The following is a 20,453-nucleotide window of genomic DNA, read 5'->3' as shown; positions in this document are numbered from 1 at the left end:
TTTTTTGCTCTATGTATCGCGGGCTGGTCGTTGTTGCGCGTAGCAAAGGCCACCGCCCCATTTAAGGTCACCAGATGGACATGCAATCCCGAATTCGCCGGCTGTTTCAGGCCAGCATCGATACCAAGCAACAGGCAATGGACATCCTGGCACCGCACATCGAGCAGGCCAGCCTGGTCATGGTCAATGCACTGCTCAACGAGGGCAAGATGCTCGCCTGCGGCAATGGCGGCTCGGCCGGCGATGCCCAGCACTTTTCGTCCGAGCTGCTGAACCGCTTCGAGCGCGAACGCCCGAGCCTGCCGGCCATCGCGCTGACCACCGACAGCTCTACCCTGACCTCGATCGCCAACGACTACAGCTACAACGAAGTCTTTTCCAAGCAGATCCGCGCCCTGGGCCAACCTGGCGACGTTCTGCTGGCGATCTCCACCAGCGGCAATTCGGCCAACGTGATCCAGGCGATCCAGGCCGCACATGACCGCGAAATGATTGTCGTAGCATTGACGGGCCGTGACGGCGGCGGCATGGCTTCACTGCTGCTGCCCGAGGACGTGGAAATCCGCGTGCCCTCGACGGTTACCGCGCGCATCCAGGAAGTCCACCTGCTGGCGATCCACTGCCTGTGCGATCTGATCGACAGCCAACTGTTCGGGAGTGAAGAATGACCCCTATGCGCCTCGGCCTGATGGCCCTGACCCTGTGCCTGAGCGTTACCGGTTGCAGCTCGGTACTGACCTCTACCCGCAATTCGCCGATCGAAGACGATCGTGGTACGCGCACCATTGGCAGCAAGATCGACGACTCACTGATCGAAACCAAGGCCGCGGTGAACATTTCCAAGGCCAACCCGGACCTGGACAAGGGCTCGCACATCGTCGTCAGCAGCTACAACGGCATCGTCCTGCTGGCCGGCCAGACCCCTCGTGCCGAGCTCAAGAGCCTGGCCGAGCAGACTGCCAGCCAGGTACAGCGGGTGAAGAAGGTGCACAACGAGCTGCAGGTGATGCAGCCCTCCTCGATCCTGGCACGCAACAACGACGCCTGGCTGACCACCAAGATCAAGACCCAGATGCTGACCGACAATGCCGTGCCCAGCTCGCGCATCAAGGTGATCACCGAGAACGGCATCGTCTACCTGCTCGGCCTGGTTACCCAGCAGGAGGCCAACTCGGCCACGGCCGTGGTGCAGGGCGTGTCGGGCGTGCAGAAAATCGTCAAGCTGTTCGAGTACATCGACTGATTGCGCTTGCTTGAGATCGTTAGCGCCCGCGCGACGCATCGCGAGCTAACGCTCGCTCCTACGCTTGTTTCGGGCCAGTAACGCCTGTGCCAGGCGCGCGCGGACCCTTTTTGTAGGACGCGACGTTGCAATCTCACTACCAGAAAAAAGGCGATCCGGTTGGATCGCCTTTTTTGTTACTTGACCACTTTCAGGCTTGGCCGCCCTGTAGGGCGCGGTGGCTGACCACCACCTTCGGGCGGGCCATCGTCATCCGGCCGCACATCATCATCGTCTTCGAAGTCGTCTTCCATCAACGACGGCTCCAGCTCGAAGACCATACCTTGACCATTTTCGCGGGCGTAGACCCCCAGGATGGCGCCAACCGGCACGAACAGCGAATGGGTCACGCCGCTGAATCGGCCCTCGAAGCTGACCGCATCGTTTTCCATCTTGAGGCCACGCACAGCACTTGGCGAAATATTCAGGACGATCTGGCCATCACTGGCGAAACCATCAGGCACCTGCACCTTGGGGAACTCGGCATTGACCAGCATATGGGGCGTGCAATCGTTGTCGACGATCCACTCGTACAGTGCTCGAACCAGATAGGGGCGACTGGAGTTCATCAACGGCTCCTTAAAGCTTGCGCATTTCACGTTCAACGGAGGACAAGCTCGCCTGGAAAGGCTCGCGGGCGAACTGACGCTCCATGTAATCCAGCAGCGGCTTAGCTTGCCGCGGCAATTCGATACCCAACACTGGCAAGCGCCAGAGTATGGGCAATAGACAACAATCGACCAGGCTTTGCTCATCGCTCATGAAACAAGCGAACTCATTGAACAGCGGCGAAACGCCGGTCAGGCTTTCGCGCAGGGCCTTGCGCGCCTCGGTACGGGCAGCTTCCCTGCTGCGCGAATCGAGTACGGTGTCGGCCAACGCACACCAGTCACGCTGAATGCGGTGCATCAGCAAACGGCTGTTACCGCGCGCCACCGGATAAACCGGCATCAGCGGCGGGTGCGGGTAACGCTCGTCGAGGTACTCCATAACCACGGTCGACTCATACAACGCCAGGTCTCGGTCAACCAGGGTCGGCACGCTGCCATACGGATTGACCTCAGCCAATCTGGGCGGCAAACGGGAAGGATCGACATCGATGACCTGCACGCTGACGCCCTTCTCGGCCAGCACCAGGCGTACCCGATGAGAATAGTGGTCAGCGGGGTCGGAATAGCAGGCTAACCTGTTGGTTGCGCCCATGTAGCGGCTCCTCGCACGAAATGCGTGTACAACTGTAAATGAAAACGCGCCCGGGGTGCCCTAGCTGTTTTGCTAGGGCACCCCGGGCGCGCTCAACAACCAGAAATTACTGCGTGATCAGTGCACGTCCTTCCAGTACTCACGCTTGAGCAAATAGGCGAATACGAAGAAGAAAGCCAGGTACAGCAACACGTAGGTACCGATGCGCTGGCTTTCCAGTTTGACCGGGTTGGCCGAATAAGCCAGGAAGGTCACCAGGTTCTTGACCTTCTCGTCGAACTGCTCGGTCGTCAGGGTACCGGATTTCGGCGTGATGGTCAGCTGGTCACAGGCTTCATGGGTAATCGGGCTGCCGGTCAATGGGTCGAATTGCTTCTTGCCGTCGGTAACGGTCTGCACCTGCTTGCAGCCAATTACCTGGTTACCCTGCAGGCCCACCAGCACGTTGGGCATGCCAACGTTCGGGAACACCTTGTTGTTCACCCCGTAAGGCCGCGAAGGGTCCTCGTAGAAGCTGCGCAGGTAGGTGTACAGCCAGTCGGTGCCACGCACCCGGGCGACCAGGGTCAGGTCGGGCGGTGCCGCGCCGAACCAGGTCTTGGCGTCACTGGGTTTCATGCCGATCTGCATGTGGTCGCCGATCTTGGCACCGGTGAACACCAGCTTCTCGAGCATCAGCTCGTGCGGGATACCCAGGTCGTCGGCCACCCGCTCGTAGCGCTGAAACTTGGCACTGTGGCAACCCATGCAATAGTTGGCGAAGGTTCGTGCACCGTCCTGCATGGCAGCCTTGTCGGTTAGGTCGATATCGACCTTGTCCAGCTCCAGGCCGTGTTCGGCAGCGAAAGAAAAGGCAGGCATCACTGCCAGCAAAAATACTGCAATCAACTTTTTCATCAGCCAGTCACCCTTTCCGGAACCGGTTTGGCCTTCTCGAGCCTTGTGTAGAACGGCATCAGCAGGAAGTAGGCGAAATACAACACCGTGCACACTTGCGACAGCAAGGTACGCCCAGGTGTCGGCGCCAGTACGCCCAGCACGCCGAGGATGACGAAGGCCACGCAGAACACCAGCAGGAAGACCTTGCTGATCCAGCCCTTGTAACGCATGGAGCGCACCGGGCTGCGATCGAGCCACGGCAGTACGAACAGCACGGCGATGGCCGCGCCCATGGCGATCACCCCCATCAGCTTGTCAGGCACCGCGCGCAGGATCGCGTAGAACGGTGTGAAGTACCACACGGGGGCGATGTGCTCCGGTGTCTTGAAGGCGTTGGCCTGCTCGAAGTTTGGTTTCTCCAGGAAGTAACCACCCATTTCCGGGAAGAAGAACACCACGGCGCAGAACACGAACAGGAACACCACCACGCCGACAATGTCTTTCACCGTGTAGTACGGATGGAACGGAATGCCGTCCAGCGGGATGCCGTTTTCGTCCTTCTTCTTCTTGATGTCCACGCCATCAGGGTTGTTCGAGCCCACTTCGTGCAGGGCCAGGATGTGCAGCACCACCAGGCCCAGGATGACGATGGGCAAGGCGACCACGTGCAGGGCAAAGAAGCGGTTGAGGGTGATACCCGAGATCAGGTAGTCACCGCGGATCCACTGGGTAAGGTCGCCACCGATCACCGGGATTGCACCGAACAGCGAGATGATCACCTGGGCCCCCCAATACGACATCTGGCCCCACGGCAGCAGGTAGCCCATGAAAGCCTCAGCCATCAGCGCCAGGTAGATCAGCATGCCGAACAGCCAGACCAGCTCCCGCGGCTTCTGGTAGGAGCCGTAGAGCAAGCCGCGGAACATGTGCAGGTAGACCACGATGAAGAACGCCGAAGCACCGGTGGAGTGCAGGTAGCGGAGGATCCAGCCGTACTCCACGTCACGCATGATGTACTCGACCGAGGCGAACGCCTCTTCCGCCGAGGGCGTGAAGCTCATGGTCAACCACACACCGGTGACGATCTGGTTGACCAGCACCAGCAACGCCAGGGAGCCGAAGAAGTACAGGAAGTTGAAGTTCTTGGGCGCGTAATACTTGCTCAGGTGGTCTTCCCACATCTTGGTCGCGGGGAAGCGAGCATCAATCCAGTCCATGAACTTGCTCATCATGCTTTCTCCTGGTCGACGCCGATGACGATGATGTCGTCCGTCTCGTAAGAGTGCGGCGGCACGGGCAGGTTGAGAGGCGCCGGCTGCGATTTGTAGACACGGCCAGCCAGGTCGTAGTGGGAACCGTGGCACGGGCAGAAGTAGCCACCCACCCATTTCGGGCCAAGGTCGGCAGGCGCAACCTCTGGACGGAAGGTGGGCGAGCAGCCCAGATGCGTGCACAGGCCGACGAGGATGAGGATTTCCGGCTTGATCGAGCGAACCTCGGGGTCGACATAGGTCGGCTGCACCGAAGCCTTGGATTCTGGATCAGACAAATCGCCGGTAATTTTCTTCAGGTTGCCGAGGATTTCCTCCGTACGCCGAACGATGAACACCGGCTGGCCACGCCACTCGGCCACCATCTGCTGCCCGGCCTCGACCTTGGCGATATTGACCTTCACCGGTGCGCCCGCGGCTTTCGCCTTGGCACTGGGAAACCATGACCCCACGAACGGTACCGCAGCCCCCACTGCCCCCGCTGCCCCGACCACGGATGTCGCGGCTACGAGGAAGCGGCGCCGGCCTGCGTTGACGCCGTCATTGCTCATTCAGTCCTCTCCCATCAGCTTGCTTGGCCAGTTGGACCTGACCTGTACTTAGGTAATGTCTGTGGCACTAAAAATTGGCCGCCATGGTAAGAAACAAATCCACACACTGACAAGGTGATTACCCCTGGTCCGGGCTACAACCCTCGCTTTGCTTGATCTGCGTCTATGCGGCCAGCGATCACGGACATGCTGACAGGTTAGTTCAAGCCAAAAAAAAAGCCCGGTTCCAAGGAACCGGGCTTTTTTCGACTGCCGAAGCGGTATTAACGCTTGGAGTACTGAGGACGCTTACGCGCTTTACGCAGACCCACTTTCTTACGCTCGACTTCACGAGCGTCGCGGGTGACGTAGCCAGCACGACGCAGAGCGCCACGCAGGGTTTCGTCGTATTCCATCAGAGCGCGGGTGATACCGTGACGGATCGCACCGGCCTGACCGCTGACACCACCACCGGAAACGGTGACGTAGATGTCGAACTTCTCAACGGTTTCGGTCAGCTCGAGTGGCTGGCGAACAACCATGCGAGCGGTTTCGCGACCGAAGAACACGTCCAGAGAACGGTTGTTGATGGAGATGTTACCAGTACCCGGACGCAGGAATACGCGAGCGGTTGCGGTCTTGCGACGGCCAGTGCCGTAATTTTGAGTCGCCGACATAATGAACTATCCCGTTAGATCTTCAGTTCTTGAGGCTGCTGAGCAGTGTGTGGGTGAGCAGCACCCGCGTACACTTTCAGCTTGCGGTACATGTCGCGACCCAGCGGGTTCTTAGGCAGCATGCCTTTGACCGCGGTTTCGATAACACGCTCAGGGGCCTTGGCGATCAACTTCTCGAAGTTGATTTCCTTGATACCGCCCGGGAAGCCGGAGTGGGAGTAGTACATTTTGTCGGAAGACTTGGCACCAGTCACACGAACCTGCTCGGCGTTGATAACGACGATGTAGTCGCCGGTGTCAACGTGAGGGGTGTATTCTGGTTTGTGTTTGCCACGCAGACGGGTAGCGATTTCGGTAGCCAGACGACCCAGGGTCTGGCCAGCGGCGTCAACTACGAACCACTCGCGCTTTACTGTTTCCGGTTTAGCAGTAAAAGTTTTCATTCTCTAAAGCCTCAGAGGCCGCCCAGCGAAAAATAGACGGCGAATCTTACTGGATAGTGCACAGCTTGCCAAGGGCAAGCGCGCAGCCGAACACAGACGCTTTTGGGGGCTCGGGTCGGGCACGCCAATGTTCGACGGGGTTCTTCCTGCGTGATGGTGCATCACTTCCGCCACGCGGAGAGGGGCTGAATTATCCAGATTGCGCGAAAAATTTCAACCTGCTTTGATGGGCTTCTATTGCCAAGGAGTGTCTAACCGATGGAATACCGCCAGCTCGGCCGTACCGACCTCAACGTCAGCGCCCTGTGCCTGGGCACCATGACCTGGGGCGAACAGAACGTCCAGGCCGAGGCCTTTGAACAGATTGCCCGGGCCAAGGCCGCCGGGGTGAACTTCATCGACACCGCCGAGATGTACCCGGTGCCGCCCCGCCCGGAAACCTACGCCGCGACCGAACGCATCATCGGCAACTGGTTCAAGGCCAGCGGCGATCGCGATGACTGGGTCCTGGCCAGCAAGGTCGCCGGCCCCGGCAACGGCATCAGCCACATCCGCGATGGCCAGCTCAAGCACAACCGCCAGCACATCGTCGCGGCGCTGGAAGCAAGCCTCAAGCGCCTGCAGACCGACCGCATCGACCTGTACCAACTGCATTGGCCGGAGCGCAGCACCAACTTCTTCGGCAAGCTGGGCTACCAGCACCTGCCGCAGGACCACTTCACCCCGCTGGAAGAAACCCTCGAAGTGCTCGACGAACAGGTGCGCGCGGGCAAGATCCGCCACATCGGCCTGTCCAACGAAACCCCGTGGGGCACCATGAAGTTCCTGCAACTGGCCGACAGCCGTGGCTGGCCACGGGCGGTGTCGATCCAGAACCCGTACAACCTGCTCAACCGCAGCTTCGAAGTGGGCCTGGCCGAAGTGGCCATTCGCGAGCAATGTGGTCTGCTGGCCTATTCCCCGCTGGCGTTCGGCATGCTGTCGGGCAAGTACGAGAACGGCGCACGCCCGGACCACGCCCGCCTGACCCTGTTCAGCCGTTTTGCCCGTTACTCCAACCCGCAGACCGTGGCAGCCTGCAGCCGCTACGTGCAACTGGCCCGTGAGCACGGCCTGGACCCGGCGCAAATGGCCCTGGCGTTCGTCACCCGGCAGCCGTTCGTCACCAGCAACATCATTGGCGCAACCAGCCTGCAACAACTGGACAGCAACCTGGCGAGCCTTGATCTAAGCCTGAGCGATGAGCTACTGGCAGCGATCGAAGCCATACACCAGGCGCAGCCGAACCCGGCGCCTTGAGCTGAAAGGGCTGCTTCGCCGCTTATTCCCTGGCAAAGCAGCCCTGCTGCTACGCGGGGTAGACACAATCGCCAAAAAATAAGACGATCCAGCCGGTGATTGACCACTCTACCCTATAAGAACAATGACAATGATGTTTACCCAACCCCCCGCGTCGCTGCGGCGCGTCAGCATCCTGGCCATTGACAAGGTGTTCGCTTCTACCTTGATGCAGGCCAAGGACTTCTTCCACCTCGCCAGCCTGCGCTACAGCAAACAGCTGGGCCTGGGCTTGCAGCCAATGTTCGAGATCCGCCTGGTGAGCCCCGACGGCCAGCCCGTGGACAGTTTCAGCAATGTACAGCTACCGGTCGACGGTGGCCTGGACGATGCCGATGTGATCATCCTGCCGGCCTACTGGGACGACTTCGACAACCTGTTGCAACATTATCCGCAAGTGCTGCCGTGGCTGCGCGAACAACATGCGCGTGGCGCGGTGCTGTGCGCCGAGGCCAGCGGTGTGTTCTGGCTGGCCGAGTCCGGCCTGCTCGATGGCAAGGAGGCGACCACCTACTGGCGCTTCTTCAGCAGCTTTGCCGAACGCTTCCCGAAGATCCGCCTGAACCAGGACAAGCACCTGACCGACGCCGACAATATCTATTGCGCCGGCGGAGCCACTTCGGCCTGCGACCTGTATATCTACCTGATCGAGCGGTTCTGCGGCGCCAACGTGGCGCGGGCGGTGTCGCGCGACATCCTCTACGAAGTGCAGCGCAACTACACCCCGGGGCGCATGGGCTTTGGCGGGCAGAAACTGCACCAGGACCTGATCATCCTGCAAATCCAGCACTGGCTCGAAGAGCACTTCGCCGACAAGTTCCGCTTCGAGGATGTGGCCCGCAACCACGGCATGAGCATCCGCAACTTCATGCGCCGGTTCCAGGGCGCAACGGGTGACAAGCCGCTGCACTACCTGCAACGGCTACGCATCGAGACAGCCAAGGGGTTGTTGTCGAGCACGCGCAAGAGCATCAAGACCATCAGCTATGAGGTCGGTTATGACGATGCCAGTTTCTTTGCGCGCTTGTTCCGCCAGCACACCGAGCTGTCGCCGAACCAGTATCGGCAGCAGTTCATGCAAGAGGCTTGAGGGCCACGGGGCTGCGCTGCAGCCCTGTCGCGACACAAGGCCGCCCCTCAATGGCCTGCGTACGCCGACCCATGCAGGAGCGACCCCAAAGCTCTCAAGGCTTGTGCGCGCGGGACAGGAACTCGTGCGACTGCATTTCCAGCAACCGGCTCAGGGTACGCTGAAACTCGAAGGCCAGACGCCCACCGGTATACAGGTCCTTCAGCTCCACCTCAGCCGAAATGATCAGCTTGACGTTACGGTCGTAGAATTCGTCGACCATGTTGATGAAGCGGCGGGCAATGTCGTCGGTGGTGACACTCATCTGTTCGACGTTGCTCAGCAGCACGGCATGGAAAATCTTGCCCAGTTCGATGTAGTCGTTCTGGCTGCGCGGCCCGTCGCACAGGGCGCGGAAATCGAACCAGGCGACGTCATCGCAAGTACGCAGCGCATGGATCGGGCGGTTTTCGATCATCAGCACGTCGTTCTCGACCGCCTGGGTGCACTCAGGGGTCAGTGCCTTGAAGCTGGCACGCATGCTCTGGTGCGCTGCATCGTTGAGCGGGTAGTGGAACAGTTCGGCCTGCTCCAGGTGGCGCAGACGGTAGTCGACCCCACTGTCGACGTTCACCACGTCGGTGTACTGCTTGATCATGGCAATCGCCGGCAGGAAGCGCGCACGCTGCAGGCCGTCCTTGTATAGGCCGTCCGGCACGATGTTGGACGTGGCCACCAGCGATACACCGTTCTTGAACAGCTCTTCCATCAGGGTGCCGAGGATCATCGCGTCGGTAATGTCCGAGACGAAGAATTCGTCGAAGCAGATCACCTTGGCTTCTTCGCTGAAGCGCTTGGCGATGAGGGTCAGTGGGTTCTTCTCGCCCTTGAGGGTTTTCATTTCCTCGTGCACACGCTTCATGAAGCGGTGGAAGTGCGTACGCATCTTCTGCTTGAACGGCAGCGCTTCGTAGAAGGTATCGACCAGGTAGGTCTTGCCTCGCCCTACCCCACCCCAGAAATACAGGCCCTTGACCGGGGTCTGCTCTTTCTTGCCGAACAGCTTGCCGAATACGCCCGGCTTGTTGTTCTGCGCCTGTACCAGGTCGTCGTACAGGCGCTGCAGGTGACGCACCGCAGTTTCCTGCGCCGCGTCATGGAAGAAGTCGGGACGTTTCAGATCTGCTTGATAGCGTTCTAAGGGAGTCATGATTCGTTAGCGAGGCAACAAAAAACGGGCCGTCACTGTAGCGACAGGCCCGCTTTATGGCAATCAGACTTGCGTCAATATGCCTCAGCCCTGCTGTGGTGCCAGGGCCTCACGCAGGCTTTGAATGGCTGCATCACGGGCTTCAGCACTGTCGTACTGCGGCCCTTCGGCAACCTGCTCACCGTTCAGCCACAGGGCGAAGCCCAGGCCTTCAAGGCGCACATCGGCCTCACCGCCCTGCTGCAGCTGCTTGCTCAACGCACCGGCACTCTTGCCGTCGGCAAAGCTGCGCGACAGCAACAGCTGCTCGCCGTCGGCGGCCAGCAGGCGGAAGCGGAAGCTGCCATCTTCGTCACGGAAGCTGACGAACCGTGCGCTCTTCGCGGCCTTTTTCTTCACTTCGGCGCTGGCCTGCACGCTGCTGCGGAACGAACGCAGGCCAACCGCCTCGCGCAGTTGCTCGAGGAACGGTGTGGCAATCTTGCGGGCCTTGGCAGCGCCAGCCAGCAGGATGTCTTCGAGGTCCGCCGGGCGGGCGATCAGCTGATGGTAATACTCGCGCTTCTCGGCCAACTGCCCATCGAGCAGCTGGAACAGGCGCTGCTTGGCATCGCCCCAGCCCAGCCCCTCTAACAGCTCATCGCGGAAGCCGGCGCATTGCTCCGGCGTCGAGAAGGCCTGATACAGGGTGAACAGGTGCGAATTGTCTGGGTCTTTCGCCTCGCCCGGGGCACGCGAATCGGTGACGATGCGCGAGATGGCGTCTTTCATGTCCTTGGCGCTGGTGAACAACGGGATGGTGTTGTCGTAGCTCTTGGACATCTTGCGCCCGTCCAGGCCCGGCAGGGTTGCGACGCTTTCTTCGATCACCGCCTCTGGCAGGGCGAAAAAGTCCTGGCCTTGGCCAAACAGGTGATTGAAGCGCTGGCCGATGTCGCGGGCCATTTCCACGTGCTGGATCTGGTCACGGCCGACCGGCACCTTGTTGGCGTTGAACATCAGGATGTCTGCGGCCATCAGTACCGGGTAGCTGAACAAGCCCATGGTCACGCCGGCATCCGGGTCTTCGCCCGCGTCAACGTTCTTGTCCACCGAGGCCTTGTAGGCGTGTGCGCGGTTGAGCAGGCCCTTGGCCGCAACGCACGTCAGCAGCCAGGTCAGCTCGGGGATTTCAGGGATATCGGACTGCCGGTAGAAGGTTACCTTGTCCGGGTCCAGGCCACCGGCCAGCCAGGTGGCGGCAATTTCCAGACGCGAGCGCTGGATGCGCAGCGGGTCATCGCACTTGATCAGGGCGTGGTAGTCGGCCAGGAAGTAGAACGAGTCGACACCGGGCTGCTGGCTGGCACGGATCGCCGGGCGGATGGCGCCGGCGTAGTTGCCCAGGTGCGGTGTGCCGGTGGTGGTGATACCGGTAAGAATGCGCGTGGTCATGGGTGTTCGCTTATTCAGGCTTGGCTCAGTTCGAAAGGCGCGGCAGCAGCAGATCCTTCAGATCGGTCAGCTTGCCATGGAAGAAGTGTCCGCATTCTGCCACTTTCAGCAGCTCATGGGGGCGCCCCAGTGCGTCGGACCATGCGTAAACCAGCTGCGGATCGACCACTTCGTCGGCATCAGGCTGCACCACCGCGATTGGGCAGCGCTGCGGCAGCGGGAAGTCAGCGGTCAGGCGCATCACCGCCGGGGCGATCATGAACAACTGCTGCACGGTCACGCCACGGGCTTCCAGGCGACCGGCCAGGCTGGTGGCGACGAAGCCACCGAACGAGAAGCCCATCAGTACCAACGGCAGCCCAGGATGCTTGGCACGCAACCAGGCCACCGCCGCCTCGGCATCGGCCACCTCGCCAGCCCCCATGTCATGGCTGCCGGCACTCTGGCCGACGCCGCGGTAGTTGAAGCGCAGGGTCACATAGCCGGCATCACGGGCGGTGCGCTGCAGTGTCGAGACCACCTTATTGAGCATGGTGCCGCCCTGGACCGGGTTGGGATGGCAGATCAGCACCGCGCCACGGGCATCGGCCACGTCCAGGTACAAGGCTTCCAACTGGCCGCTGGGGCCATCGATGAACAAGGGGGTTTCGCGGACAAGCAAGGCACTACTCCGTGACCTCGGGGAGGGTCTATTCGTCTAGGTGAGGAATTCTGTTCTGATTTGCGATCGCTCGCGGTATACAGCGCAGGTCTGAGCCGTTAACGTAAAGCAAAGCCGTTTATAGAGGAAGGACTCGTGGAACTCTCGCTCCTTGTTTGGTTGTTGCCGACCCTGGCCCTGGTCATCGGTGTGGTGGTTGGTTTCGTCGTGGCCCGCCTGCTGCCCAACGCCGCGCCCAGCAGCACCCAGCGTCAGCTGGACGAAATGCAGAAACGTTTCGACAGCTACCAGAACGAAGTGGTGACCCACTTCAACAGCACTGCAGTACTGGTCAAGAAGCTGACCCAGAGCTACCAGGATGTCCAGGATCACCTGGCCGACGGCGCCAACACCCTGGCGCTCGACGAACTGACCCGCCAGCGCCTGCTGGCCGCGCTGCACTCCGAAGGCACTCAGGGCCCGCGTGACCGCCTGACCCCGCCAAAAGACACTGCCGAAGTGCCACGCGACTACGCGCCGAAGGCACCGAACTCGCCGGGCATGCTCGACGAGAGCTACGGGCTCAAGCGTTGATCGATTGCCAAGGAGGAGTGGGCTAGCCCCTCCTCCTGCTTCACCCCTCCAGACACACCTGCCCCCCCAAGGCGTAGCCTTCGTACCCCATCTCAGGCCGCATTTCCTGCTGCCGGACGCTCTAGCACTTCGAGATCCTGCATAAGTCCCTCAAACCGGAGCAGACCTATGCTGACTTATCGACAACGCTCTTTCATTGCCACCGTCGAAGCCGTAGATGGCACGATGCACTTCCTCGACCAACTGCACGGCGGGCCCGCCGAACTGGAAAAGACGCCACCCAACAAATCTGGCCCCCTGACCTCAGGCGGCCTGGCGATGGCCGGATTTGCCGGCCGAATGTTCCGCATCAACGCCCTCAGGCGGTCGAGGAACCAGGCCAACACTCAGAAAGCCCCTGCGCCGGCCAAACAACCTGCCAAGCGGGACCAGTCGTTTTACCTGGGCCATGTCCCGGACACGCTGGACCTTCCCCCTTTGAGCCTCTATTTCCGCCGCGTGGATAATGGCTACCGGCTGTTCGTCCGCTCCCAGGTGCGCTTCGGGCTCGCGCTTTACATACATGATGAGGACTGCGTGGGTGCCTTCCGTTCACCGCTCAATAGTGCCTACCCGACGCTTTTCGACTTGCTTGACACCAATAACTCGCGAATTTCCTTCGAGGACCTCGACGACCAGGCGATCGTGCGCCTGGCGCCAGCAGGCAGACAGGAACCCCTCATGCTGCGCACCTTCAACGGGATCCCGTTCACCTATATCTGCAAGAAGGGCCAGCAACCCCTTGAGTTGCGCCTGAACATCGTTGAGAGAAACGCCGCTTACCTCAATCACCCAGACGAGGTTTGATGTGAGCAATAACACGCCGTGGCAGGGCCACGATGCGGCCCCCATGGTGCCACCAAGGCTTGACTGACAGGCATCAAGGGGTGGCTGCGACCTGGCAGCAAGCCTGCAATGCCTGCTCGACATCCGCCAGCAGGTCCTCTGCATCCTCCAGCCCTACTGACAACCGCACCAGCCCCTCGGAAATTCCGTGATGCGCCCGTTCTTCGGGCGTATAGCTGGAATGGGTCATGCTCGCCGGATGCTGCGCAAGGGATTCGGCATCACCCAGGCTCACCGCCCGGGCAAACAGTTGCAGCGCATTCATGAAGCGCCGCCCAGCCTCGATCCCGCCTTTGAGCTCGAAAGCGATCATCCCGCCCGGCATGCGCATCTGCCGTTTCGCCAGTTCGTACTGGGCGAACGACGCCAGCCCCGGATACTGGATCAACTCCACCTGGGGCTGGCGCTCCAGGAACTCGGCAACCTGCTGGGCATTGGTGCAATGACGATCCATGCGCAGTGCGAGCGTCTTGATACCCCGCATCAACAGCGAGGCATCGTGCGGTGACAGCACCGCACCCGTCATGTCCTTGAGGCCTTCAAGGCGAATCCGGTCTATCAGCGCCTTGCGTCCGATCACCAGCCCGGCCGTGACATCACCGTGGCCGCTGAGGTACTTGGTCGCCGAATGCACCACCAGGTCGGCGCCCAGTTCCAGCGGCCGCTGCAGATAGGGCGTGCAGTAAGTGTTGTCGACCACGATGTGCAGGTCATGCCCTTGCGCCGCCTCCGCCACCGCCGCGATATCGACCAACTGCATGTTCGGGTTTGCCGGGGTTTCGAAGTAGATCATTCGCGTCTTGTGGTTGATCGCCGCTTTTAGCGCCTTGCTGTCATTGAGGTCCACATGGCACACCTTCACTCCAAACTCACCAATGCCATGGTGCATGAACGCGAAGGTGCAGCCATACACCGTGCGCCCGACGATGAGCTCGTCACCTGGCCGCAACAGGGTCCACAGGGTCGAGGTGACAGCCCCCATGCCCGACGCCAGGGCCAGACCTGACTCTCCCCCCTCCAGTGAGGCCATGCGCTGCTCCAGCAAGGCCAAGGTCGGGTTGGAAATGCGACTGTACACGTGCCCGCCCTCCTCGCCAGCAAAGCACGCCGCGCCGTACTCGACGCTAGGGAAGGCATAAGTTGAAGTCTGGTAAACCGGTGGCACCAAGGCACCGCCGTGGGAAAGCGGGTCGTAGCCATGGTGTATGGCCCGTGTCGAAAAACCGGTGTTGTTATGGGAGTCGCGCATGGCAACAGCCTCTGGTGGTTTGTTATAAGCTTATGCCACCGAGCTGCCTTATTTTTTCCAAAATTACCCACGCACTTGCGCTTGCTTTGAAAAGAAAACAACAAATACAACACCAGGAGGGCAAATCATGCCTTCAAGCCTCGACCGCACCGACCGCGCCCTGCTTGCTGCGCTGCAACACAACGCCCGCCTGACCGTTGCCGAACTCGCCGACCAGGTTGCCCTGACCACCTCACCCTGCTGGCGACGGGTCAAGCTGCTGGAAGACAACGGCTACATCACCGGCTACCAAGCCATTCTTTCGCCAAAATCGCTGGGGTTTGGCGTGACTGCATTCGTCAGCATCATGATGGACTCGCACACCAAGGACATGGCGCTGGCGTTCGAACAGCGGCTCATGGAAATTCCCGAAATCGTTGCCTGCCACAACATCTCCGGGCGCTATGACTTTCTGCTGGAGATTCTGGCGCGGGACCTGGAGTCGTTCGGGGAGTTCACCCGCGAGGTACTGCAGCGCTTGCCAGGGGTGAAGGAGATCTACTCGAGTTTTTCCTACAAGGCGGTGAAGGAGAAACGGGTGATACCGGTGTCGGAACAACACATCTGAGACAGATCCTTCCGAGCACCACGAAGCTTCCTACTGATTGACAGGCTGCCGCTGACATACCGCAAATTCGATGTACGTAAACCTAGTCCATGTGGTGATTCGGAGAACCTACATGGCACGGGACAACACGTATTATCTGGATGAAGCACTGTACATCAGCGCGCAAGCACCCACCGGTATTGAACTGCGTTTTATTGGTGGTGGGGGTGGGCCGGGCGCAGGTGGCTGGGGGCTAAGCGATGGTTATCCACGCGGCACCAGTCCAACCAAAAATGATATTGCTCGGGTTATTTCCACGCGCCGGGTGCTGACAGAAGAGTTTCAGATCATCGAGAAGGACTATTCAGACAAGTATGCGCATGACATAAAACAGCTTCCTGAAACTATAAACGCGCTCAAAGCCCAGATCAAAGCCGAAGCGAGCAGTACAAACCGCGCGGCATCAACACTCTTTACAGAGCAACAAATCCTATCGTCGCGCATCAGCCAGATTCGTGATGGTTATCTGCAGATTTTACCCGACGCCAACAACTACTTTGGCGTACCCGCCTTCTACAAGCGGGGCGACTCAATGATGAGCCGGTTTCTAGACCCGGGTTTCTTCGCAGCAACCACAGGCCAGGAATTAGGTGTGGAATGGGCCACAAGGCTGCAGAAGTCCTGGGAGGGTACGTACCGTTTACACCTGGAAGCTCAGAAGCACCAAGCATTGGCAGACGAACTTCAAGCACTGGCAAGCCAGGTAGATCAGGAAGAACTCAGCCAGCAACCGCTGGATTTGTTGCAGGTGATTGCGCGTAGAACAGCGCAGATCCACACAGAGCGACAAATACATTTCGATTGTTTACCTAATGTCCTTCAGCATGAGCTGGGGCAAACGGTCATCGATGACGCATTCACGCTTGCCCAAACCTTCAGTGCCTACCTGGCTACCGCTGATGCCCTAGTGCAGGCCAAGCAGTCGCAAATCCCGCCGTATCGAGATCAAAACCCGCGCATCAACGGCCCTCTGTCGAAGCCTCAACTTGAAGGGCTTTTGCATCTGGTCGATGAGCAACGGCTACGCCGGGCAGGCCCCCGCTGGCAGGAATACCACCTGGCACTGGCATTAACCGAATCGGTTAGATTTCTGGGGGTATATGCGGGTGCCACGCAGAACCTGATGCAGCGCGCGGCTGAAGTGGAAAACCTCAAGGCTCGACTCGCTGCACAGGAAGAAGCCGCACGCCAGCAGGCCGAAGCCGAGCGCTTGGCTGCAGAAGCCGAGCGGCAAAGGCAAGAGTCGCTGCGGCGTAATATCTCTTATATCAATGAAGCGCGTTTAGCGGGATCGACGCCAGCCGTAATCCCGATTGGTATAGCAACATTCGCGGTGGCCGAAACGCCTTATAAGGCTTTGAGCGAAGCGATCACAACGGCGATTTCCCGCCTCGTTGCGACTACCATCTCCTCGCTTGCGGTAGGCACCCTCGCGATGGCCTGGCCATCAACGCTGGGTAACAGTGAGCGTAGGTACCTGATCAGCACCCCCCTAGCCAGCCTTACGCCGCCCGGCGGGCCAGACCTTGCAACCTTGGCTCTGTCATCAACCAGCATCGACTTACCGTATTTGCTGGCAGGGGCGGAGCATGACAACGGCCTGGATCTGTATGTGGTGCCTGGGGGCAGGCCAGTACCGGTGCGCACGGCGACATTCGACACTGAACGCCTGGTCTACAGCCTTGCACTGGAAAATCCGCAGCGGATTCTGACCTGGACACCGGCCAACGCGCCGGGTGGTGAAGCCGGAAGCTCCACCAGCTTGCCGCAAGTCCCACCCGGCACCGTTGTTTACACCGGCAGCAGCCTGGACCCTGTCATTACCGAGCAGGAGGGTTACCCCGCACTCGATCTGCTGGATCAGGAACGGCTGATCATCACCTTCCCCATGGACTCCGGATTACCGCCTATTCTGGTGGTATTCAAGAGCCCGAGATATGAGCCGGGTATTGCCATGGGCTCAGGCGCGCAGATCGATGGTATCTGGCTTGGGGACATAACCAGGGAAACCGGAGCAAAAATCCCGACACAAATTGCAAATGCGCTGAGGGGAAGAGAGTTTGGAGATTTCGATGCATTCAGAACCGCATTCTGGAAGGCGATATCCGATACCCAAGAGTTTTCTAGCCAGTTCAATGATGCAAACAGAAGTCTCATCGCAAAAGGTCGCGCGCCCAAAGCGCGCGACAAAGATCACCACAAAGGTCACGCAACCTTCATACTCCACCACGTGATTCCAATTTCCGAAAACGGAGCTGTATACGACGTAGACAACTTAAGAGTAGTCACGCCAGCGGCGCATCACGACATTCACTATGGAGCTTCCGAATGAGTCAAAAAAGCACAATCTCCGAATATACAGAGCTTGAATTCTTGAATTTTATCAAATCAATAATCAACCCACCAGACAACGTAAGCGATCAAGAGCTTGATGCACAAATCATGCTATTCAAGGCTTTGAGCGAACACCCCAACGGTTCAGACCTAATATATTGGCCTGAAGCAGGCGGTCTTGATACACCGGAAGAAATTCTACGCACAATAAAAGTGTGGCGTGCAGCCAACGGCAAGCCAGGATTTAAACCAGAATGAATCCGACACCCCGCTTACGCGGGGTACAGATTGTCCATCTGGGCCTGACCGAATTGGGTGGGCTGATGTACGGCCCTGAAAACCTGCGGATCATGAGCGCCATGGAGTATGTACTATCATCGGAGTCTCCATGGTGATCATTCAGAAACATTGCCTTGCAGACTATTCATACTCGGAGTTCCATTCGATTGTCGAAGAATTGATACATACGACAGGTTCTCCCGCCTTGGCAGGATCGGCTGCATGAGTGAAAAAACCAAACTTTCTGACTATACCGAAAACGAATTTTTGGCACTCATAATTGAAATTCACAGAGCCAACTTGGAAGAACCCGATCACGTACTGGGGGGACTTCTTGATCATTTTTCAAAAATCACTGAACACCCCTCAGGCTACGATCTTTTGTACAGACCAAACCCAAAGGAAAATGGTAGACCTGAAAAAGTACTAGAAATAGTCAAGCAATGGCGGCTAGCCAACGGTAAAGACGGTTTCAAGCCCAGCTAACACGAGCAAGGCCCTGAACTCTGAGGACCTTTTCGCCTGAACTGAGCAATAGAAAAAACCCCGCCGAAGCGGGGTTCTCCTTGCAGGCCAGCGCTTAAATCGCGCCCCGCTGACGCAGCACGTCCAGCACCTGTTTCACGCCCTCGTCCACACTGGTGGTCTGGGTATCGATCACCAGGTCGGCGTCCAGCGGCACATCGAACGGGAAGCTTTCACCCGGGATGTTGTCGCCACCGGCAGCGTACAGGCCCTGCGGGTCACGCTCGCGGCAGGCCAGCGGCGAGGCCTGGACGTAAACGGTCACCAGGCGTTCCTTGCCGATCAGCGCCTTGGCCTGTTCGCGGCCTTCGGCATCCGGGGCCACGAATGCAGCCAGGGTCAGCATGCCGGCTTCGTTGAACTGGCGCGCTACGTGGGCGGCACGGCGCCAGTTTTCGGTGCGGCCGGCGCGGTCCTGTGGCAGGCCCTTGTTCAGGTCGTGGCGCAGGTTCTGGCCATCGAGCACATATACCGCACGGCCCATGTCGAACAGCTTGCGCTCCACGGCATAGGCCAAGGTGCTCTTGCCAGCGCCGGACAGGCCGCTGAACAGCACGGTGGCTGGCTGCTGGCCGAAGCGCAGGGCGCGTTCTTCAGTGGACACGTGGGCCTGCTTGCCATGCTGACCGGTGCTGCCATGGGGCAATACTGGCTGGGCGATGATCATGCCGGCACCGACGGTGCCGTTGGTCAGGCGGTCGATGACGATGAACGCGCCAGTGGTGCGGTTGCTGTCATAACCGTCCAGGGCAATGGCGCTGTCCAGAGACACCTTGACGCGACCAATCTCGTTCAGTTGCAGGGCGCTGGCAGCGTCCTTCTCGAGGGTGTTCACATCCACCTTGTGGGTGATGCTGGCAATCGAGCCCGGCACATAGCTGGTGGCGCGCTTGATGTCGTACTTCTTGCCCGGGAGCATGGGCTCCTCAGCCATCCACACCAGCATGGCGTCGAACTGGTCGGTGACCGGCGGAACGTTGTCGGCGTGTACCAGCAGGTCACCACGGGAGATATCGATCTCGTCTTCCATGGTCAGGGTCACGGCCTGGCCTGGGCCGGCGTTTTCCAGTTCACCTTCGTAGGTGACGATGGATTTGACCCGGCTGCTCTTGCCCGACGGCAGCACGACGATTTCGTCACCCTTGTGTACCACGCCGCTGGCGAGGGTACCGGCGAAGCCGCGGAAGTTCAGGTTCGGGCGGTTGACGTACTGCACCGGGAAACGCAGGTCGGTGAAGTTGCGGTCGGCCGAAACCTCGACGGTTTCAAGGATTTCCATCAGCGTCGGGCCGGTGTACCACGGCGATTGCTCGCTGTGATTGACCACGTTATCGCCCTTGAGGGCCGACATCGGCACAAAGTGCAGGCTGCTCGGGGTCAGGTTGATCGCTTCGGCAAATTTCAGGTAATCGGCCTTGATCGACTCGAACACACCTTCGTCGAAGCCCTTGAGGTCCATCTTGTTGACGGCGACCACGATGTGCTTGATACCCAGCAACGAAGCGATGTAGCTGTGCCGGCGGGTCTGGGTCTGCACGCCATAGCGGGCATCGACCAGGATGATCGCCAGGTCGCAGGTGGACGCACCAGTGGCCATGTTGCGGGTGTACTGCTCGTGGCCAGGGGTATCGGCAATGATGAACTTGCGCTTGGCAGTGGAGAAGTACCGGTAGGCGACATCGATGGTGATGCCCTGCTCGCGCTCGGCCTGCAGGCCGTCTACCAGCAGCGCCAGGTCGACTTCTTCGCCGGTGGTGCCGGACTTTTTCGAGTCACGGGTGATGGCCTCGAGGTGGTCCTCGTAGATCATCTTGGAATCGTGCAGCAGGCGCCCGATCAGGGTGCTCTTGCCATCGTCAACGTTGCCGCAGGTCAGGAAGCGCAGCAGTTCCTTGCGCTCATGCTGGGCCAGGTAGGCGAGGATGTCCTCGCTGATCAGATCAGATTGGTGCGACATGGAGTAAC

At 59.6% G+C, this 20,453-nt stretch carries 22 protein-coding genes; 10 read left to right on the top strand and 12 right to left on the bottom strand.

The genetic code is table 11. From position 1 onward, the window contains the following. The first annotated feature begins 74 nt into the window (after positions 1–74). Together DMX11_RS00635 and DMX11_RS00630 are read left to right on the top strand one after the other, a co-directional pair. Positions 75–668, top strand: a complete 594-nt coding sequence (locus DMX11_RS00635) for a phosphoheptose isomerase (RefSeq protein WP_012274070.1) — start codon at positions 75–77, stop codon at positions 666–668. After that, a complete protein-coding gene (locus DMX11_RS00630) occupies positions 665–1,243 on the top strand; it encodes a BON domain-containing protein (protein ID WP_110742600.1) in 579 nt (192 codons plus the stop codon). The genes DMX11_RS00635 and DMX11_RS00630 overlap by 4 nt, the downstream gene beginning before the upstream one ends. A gap of 176 nt (positions 1,244–1,419) precedes the next feature. Here DMX11_RS00630 and DMX11_RS00625 read toward each other — a convergent pair whose 3' ends face one another. The 7 genes from DMX11_RS00625 to rplM form a co-directional block, all read right to left on the bottom strand. Further along, positions 1,420–1,851 carry a ClpXP protease specificity-enhancing factor gene (locus tag DMX11_RS00625; RefSeq protein ID WP_110742599.1) on the bottom strand — a complete coding sequence of 144 codons (432 nt, stop codon included), beginning with the start codon at positions 1,849–1,851 and terminating at the stop codon, positions 1,420–1,422. Positions 1,852–1,861: 10 nt separating this feature from the next. Next, positions 1,862–2,485, bottom strand: a complete 624-nt coding sequence (locus DMX11_RS00620) for a glutathione S-transferase N-terminal domain-containing protein (protein ID WP_110742598.1) — start codon at positions 2,483–2,485, stop codon at positions 1,862–1,864. A 117-nt stretch (positions 2,486–2,602) separates the two neighbouring features. Then, positions 2,603–3,382, bottom strand: coding sequence for a cytochrome c1 (locus DMX11_RS00615; RefSeq protein WP_110740498.1), 780 nt, complete (start codon positions 3,380–3,382; stop codon positions 2,603–2,605). After that, on the bottom strand, positions 3,382–4,593 hold the full coding sequence (locus DMX11_RS00610; RefSeq protein WP_110742597.1) for a cytochrome bc complex cytochrome b subunit: 1,212 nt from the start codon (positions 4,591–4,593) through the stop codon (positions 3,382–3,384). Before DMX11_RS00610 ends, DMX11_RS00615 begins: the two co-directional genes overlap by 1 nt. After that, positions 4,593–5,186 (bottom strand): ubiquinol-cytochrome c reductase iron-sulfur subunit, encoded by a 594-nt coding sequence (petA, locus tag DMX11_RS00605; protein ID WP_110742596.1) that lies wholly within the window; start codon positions 5,184–5,186, stop codon positions 4,593–4,595. Before petA ends, DMX11_RS00610 begins: the two co-directional genes overlap by 1 nt. A gap of 263 nt (positions 5,187–5,449) precedes the next feature. Beyond that, on the bottom strand, positions 5,450–5,842 hold the full coding sequence (rpsI, locus tag DMX11_RS00600; protein WP_003260797.1) for a 30S ribosomal protein S9: 393 nt from the start codon (positions 5,840–5,842) through the stop codon (positions 5,450–5,452). A 14-nt stretch (positions 5,843–5,856) separates the two neighbouring features. After that, complete coding sequence (gene rplM / locus DMX11_RS00595; RefSeq protein WP_003251819.1) at positions 5,857–6,285, bottom strand: 50S ribosomal protein L13; 429 nt, start codon at positions 6,283–6,285, stop codon at positions 5,857–5,859. Positions 6,286–6,543: 258 nt separating this feature from the next. On the opposite strand from rplM, the gene DMX11_RS00590 reads away from it, so the two are divergent. Both DMX11_RS00590 and DMX11_RS00585 read left to right on the top strand, forming a co-directional pair. Next, positions 6,544–7,584: an NADP(H)-dependent aldo-keto reductase gene (locus DMX11_RS00590; RefSeq protein ID WP_110742595.1), complete on the top strand. Its 1,041-nt coding sequence runs from the start codon at positions 6,544–6,546 to the stop codon at positions 7,582–7,584. 208 nt (positions 7,585–7,792) lie between these two features. After that, entirely contained in the window at positions 7,793–8,713 is a 921-nt protein-coding gene (locus DMX11_RS00585) for a GlxA family transcriptional regulator (protein ID WP_177410697.1), read from the top strand. 94 nt (positions 8,714–8,807) lie between these two features. Here the strand turns inward: DMX11_RS00585 and zapE are convergent, their stop codons facing one another. From zapE to DMX11_RS00570, 3 genes are all read right to left on the bottom strand, one after another. Beyond that, positions 8,808–9,902, bottom strand: coding sequence for a cell division protein ZapE (zapE, locus tag DMX11_RS00580; RefSeq protein ID WP_110742594.1), 1,095 nt, complete (start codon positions 9,900–9,902; stop codon positions 8,808–8,810). Positions 9,903–9,986: 84 nt separating this feature from the next. Beyond that, entirely contained in the window at positions 9,987–11,336 is a 1,350-nt protein-coding gene (locus tag DMX11_RS00575) for a tryptophan--tRNA ligase (protein ID WP_110742593.1), read from the bottom strand. A gap of 25 nt (positions 11,337–11,361) precedes the next feature. Then, positions 11,362–11,997, bottom strand: coding sequence for an alpha/beta hydrolase (locus DMX11_RS00570; RefSeq protein WP_110742592.1), 636 nt, complete (start codon positions 11,995–11,997; stop codon positions 11,362–11,364). Positions 11,998–12,132: 135 nt separating this feature from the next. On the opposite strand from DMX11_RS00570, the gene DMX11_RS00565 reads away from it, so the two are divergent. Then, on the top strand, positions 12,133–12,570 hold the full coding sequence (locus DMX11_RS00565; RefSeq protein ID WP_110742591.1) for a YhcB family protein: 438 nt from the start codon (positions 12,133–12,135) through the stop codon (positions 12,568–12,570). Between the two features lie 168 nt (positions 12,571–12,738). Continuing rightward, positions 12,739–13,416, top strand: coding sequence for a hypothetical protein (locus DMX11_RS00560; protein WP_110742590.1), 678 nt, complete (start codon positions 12,739–12,741; stop codon positions 13,414–13,416). Positions 13,417–13,489: 73 nt separating this feature from the next. Here the strand turns inward: DMX11_RS00560 and DMX11_RS00555 are convergent, their stop codons facing one another. Next, positions 13,490–14,704 (bottom strand): methionine gamma-lyase, encoded by a 1,215-nt coding sequence (locus tag DMX11_RS00555; RefSeq protein WP_110742589.1) that lies wholly within the window; start codon positions 14,702–14,704, stop codon positions 13,490–13,492. Between the two features lie 127 nt (positions 14,705–14,831). Here DMX11_RS00555 and DMX11_RS00550 point away from each other — a divergent pair, with 127 nt between their 5' ends. The 4 genes from DMX11_RS00550 (at position 14,832) to DMX11_RS00525 (ending at position 18,449) form a co-directional block, all read left to right on the top strand. Beyond that, positions 14,832–15,311: an Lrp/AsnC family transcriptional regulator gene (locus DMX11_RS00550; RefSeq protein WP_110742588.1), complete on the top strand. Its 480-nt coding sequence runs from the start codon at positions 14,832–14,834 to the stop codon at positions 15,309–15,311. Positions 15,312–15,423: 112 nt separating this feature from the next. Further along, positions 15,424–17,682, top strand: coding sequence for an S-type pyocin domain-containing protein (locus DMX11_RS00545; protein ID WP_110742587.1), 2,259 nt, complete (start codon positions 15,424–15,426; stop codon positions 17,680–17,682). Then, entirely contained in the window at positions 17,679–17,942 is a 264-nt protein-coding gene (locus DMX11_RS00540) for a bacteriocin immunity protein (RefSeq protein WP_110742586.1), read from the top strand. Before DMX11_RS00545 ends, DMX11_RS00540 begins: the two co-directional genes overlap by 4 nt. A 243-nt stretch (positions 17,943–18,185) precedes the next feature. Next, the gene (locus DMX11_RS00525; RefSeq protein WP_110742585.1) at positions 18,186–18,449 is read left to right on the top strand and encodes a bacteriocin immunity protein; all 264 of its coding nucleotides are present in this window, start codon (positions 18,186–18,188) and stop codon (positions 18,447–18,449) included. A gap of 94 nt (positions 18,450–18,543) precedes the next feature. Here the strand turns inward: DMX11_RS00525 and cysN are convergent, their stop codons facing one another. Beyond that, entirely contained in the window at positions 18,544–20,445 is a 1,902-nt protein-coding gene (gene cysN / locus DMX11_RS00520; RefSeq protein WP_110742584.1) for a sulfate adenylyltransferase subunit CysN, read from the bottom strand. Positions 20,446–20,453 lie beyond the last annotated feature (8 nt).

The sequence above is a fragment of the Pseudomonas sp. LB-090624 genome (assembly GCF_003205205.1).
Classification (GTDB): domain Bacteria; phylum Pseudomonadota; class Gammaproteobacteria; order Pseudomonadales; family Pseudomonadaceae; genus Aquipseudomonas.
The sequence above is the reverse complement of the archived record's forward strand: the minus strand, read 5'-3'. Positions and strand labels throughout refer to the sequence as shown.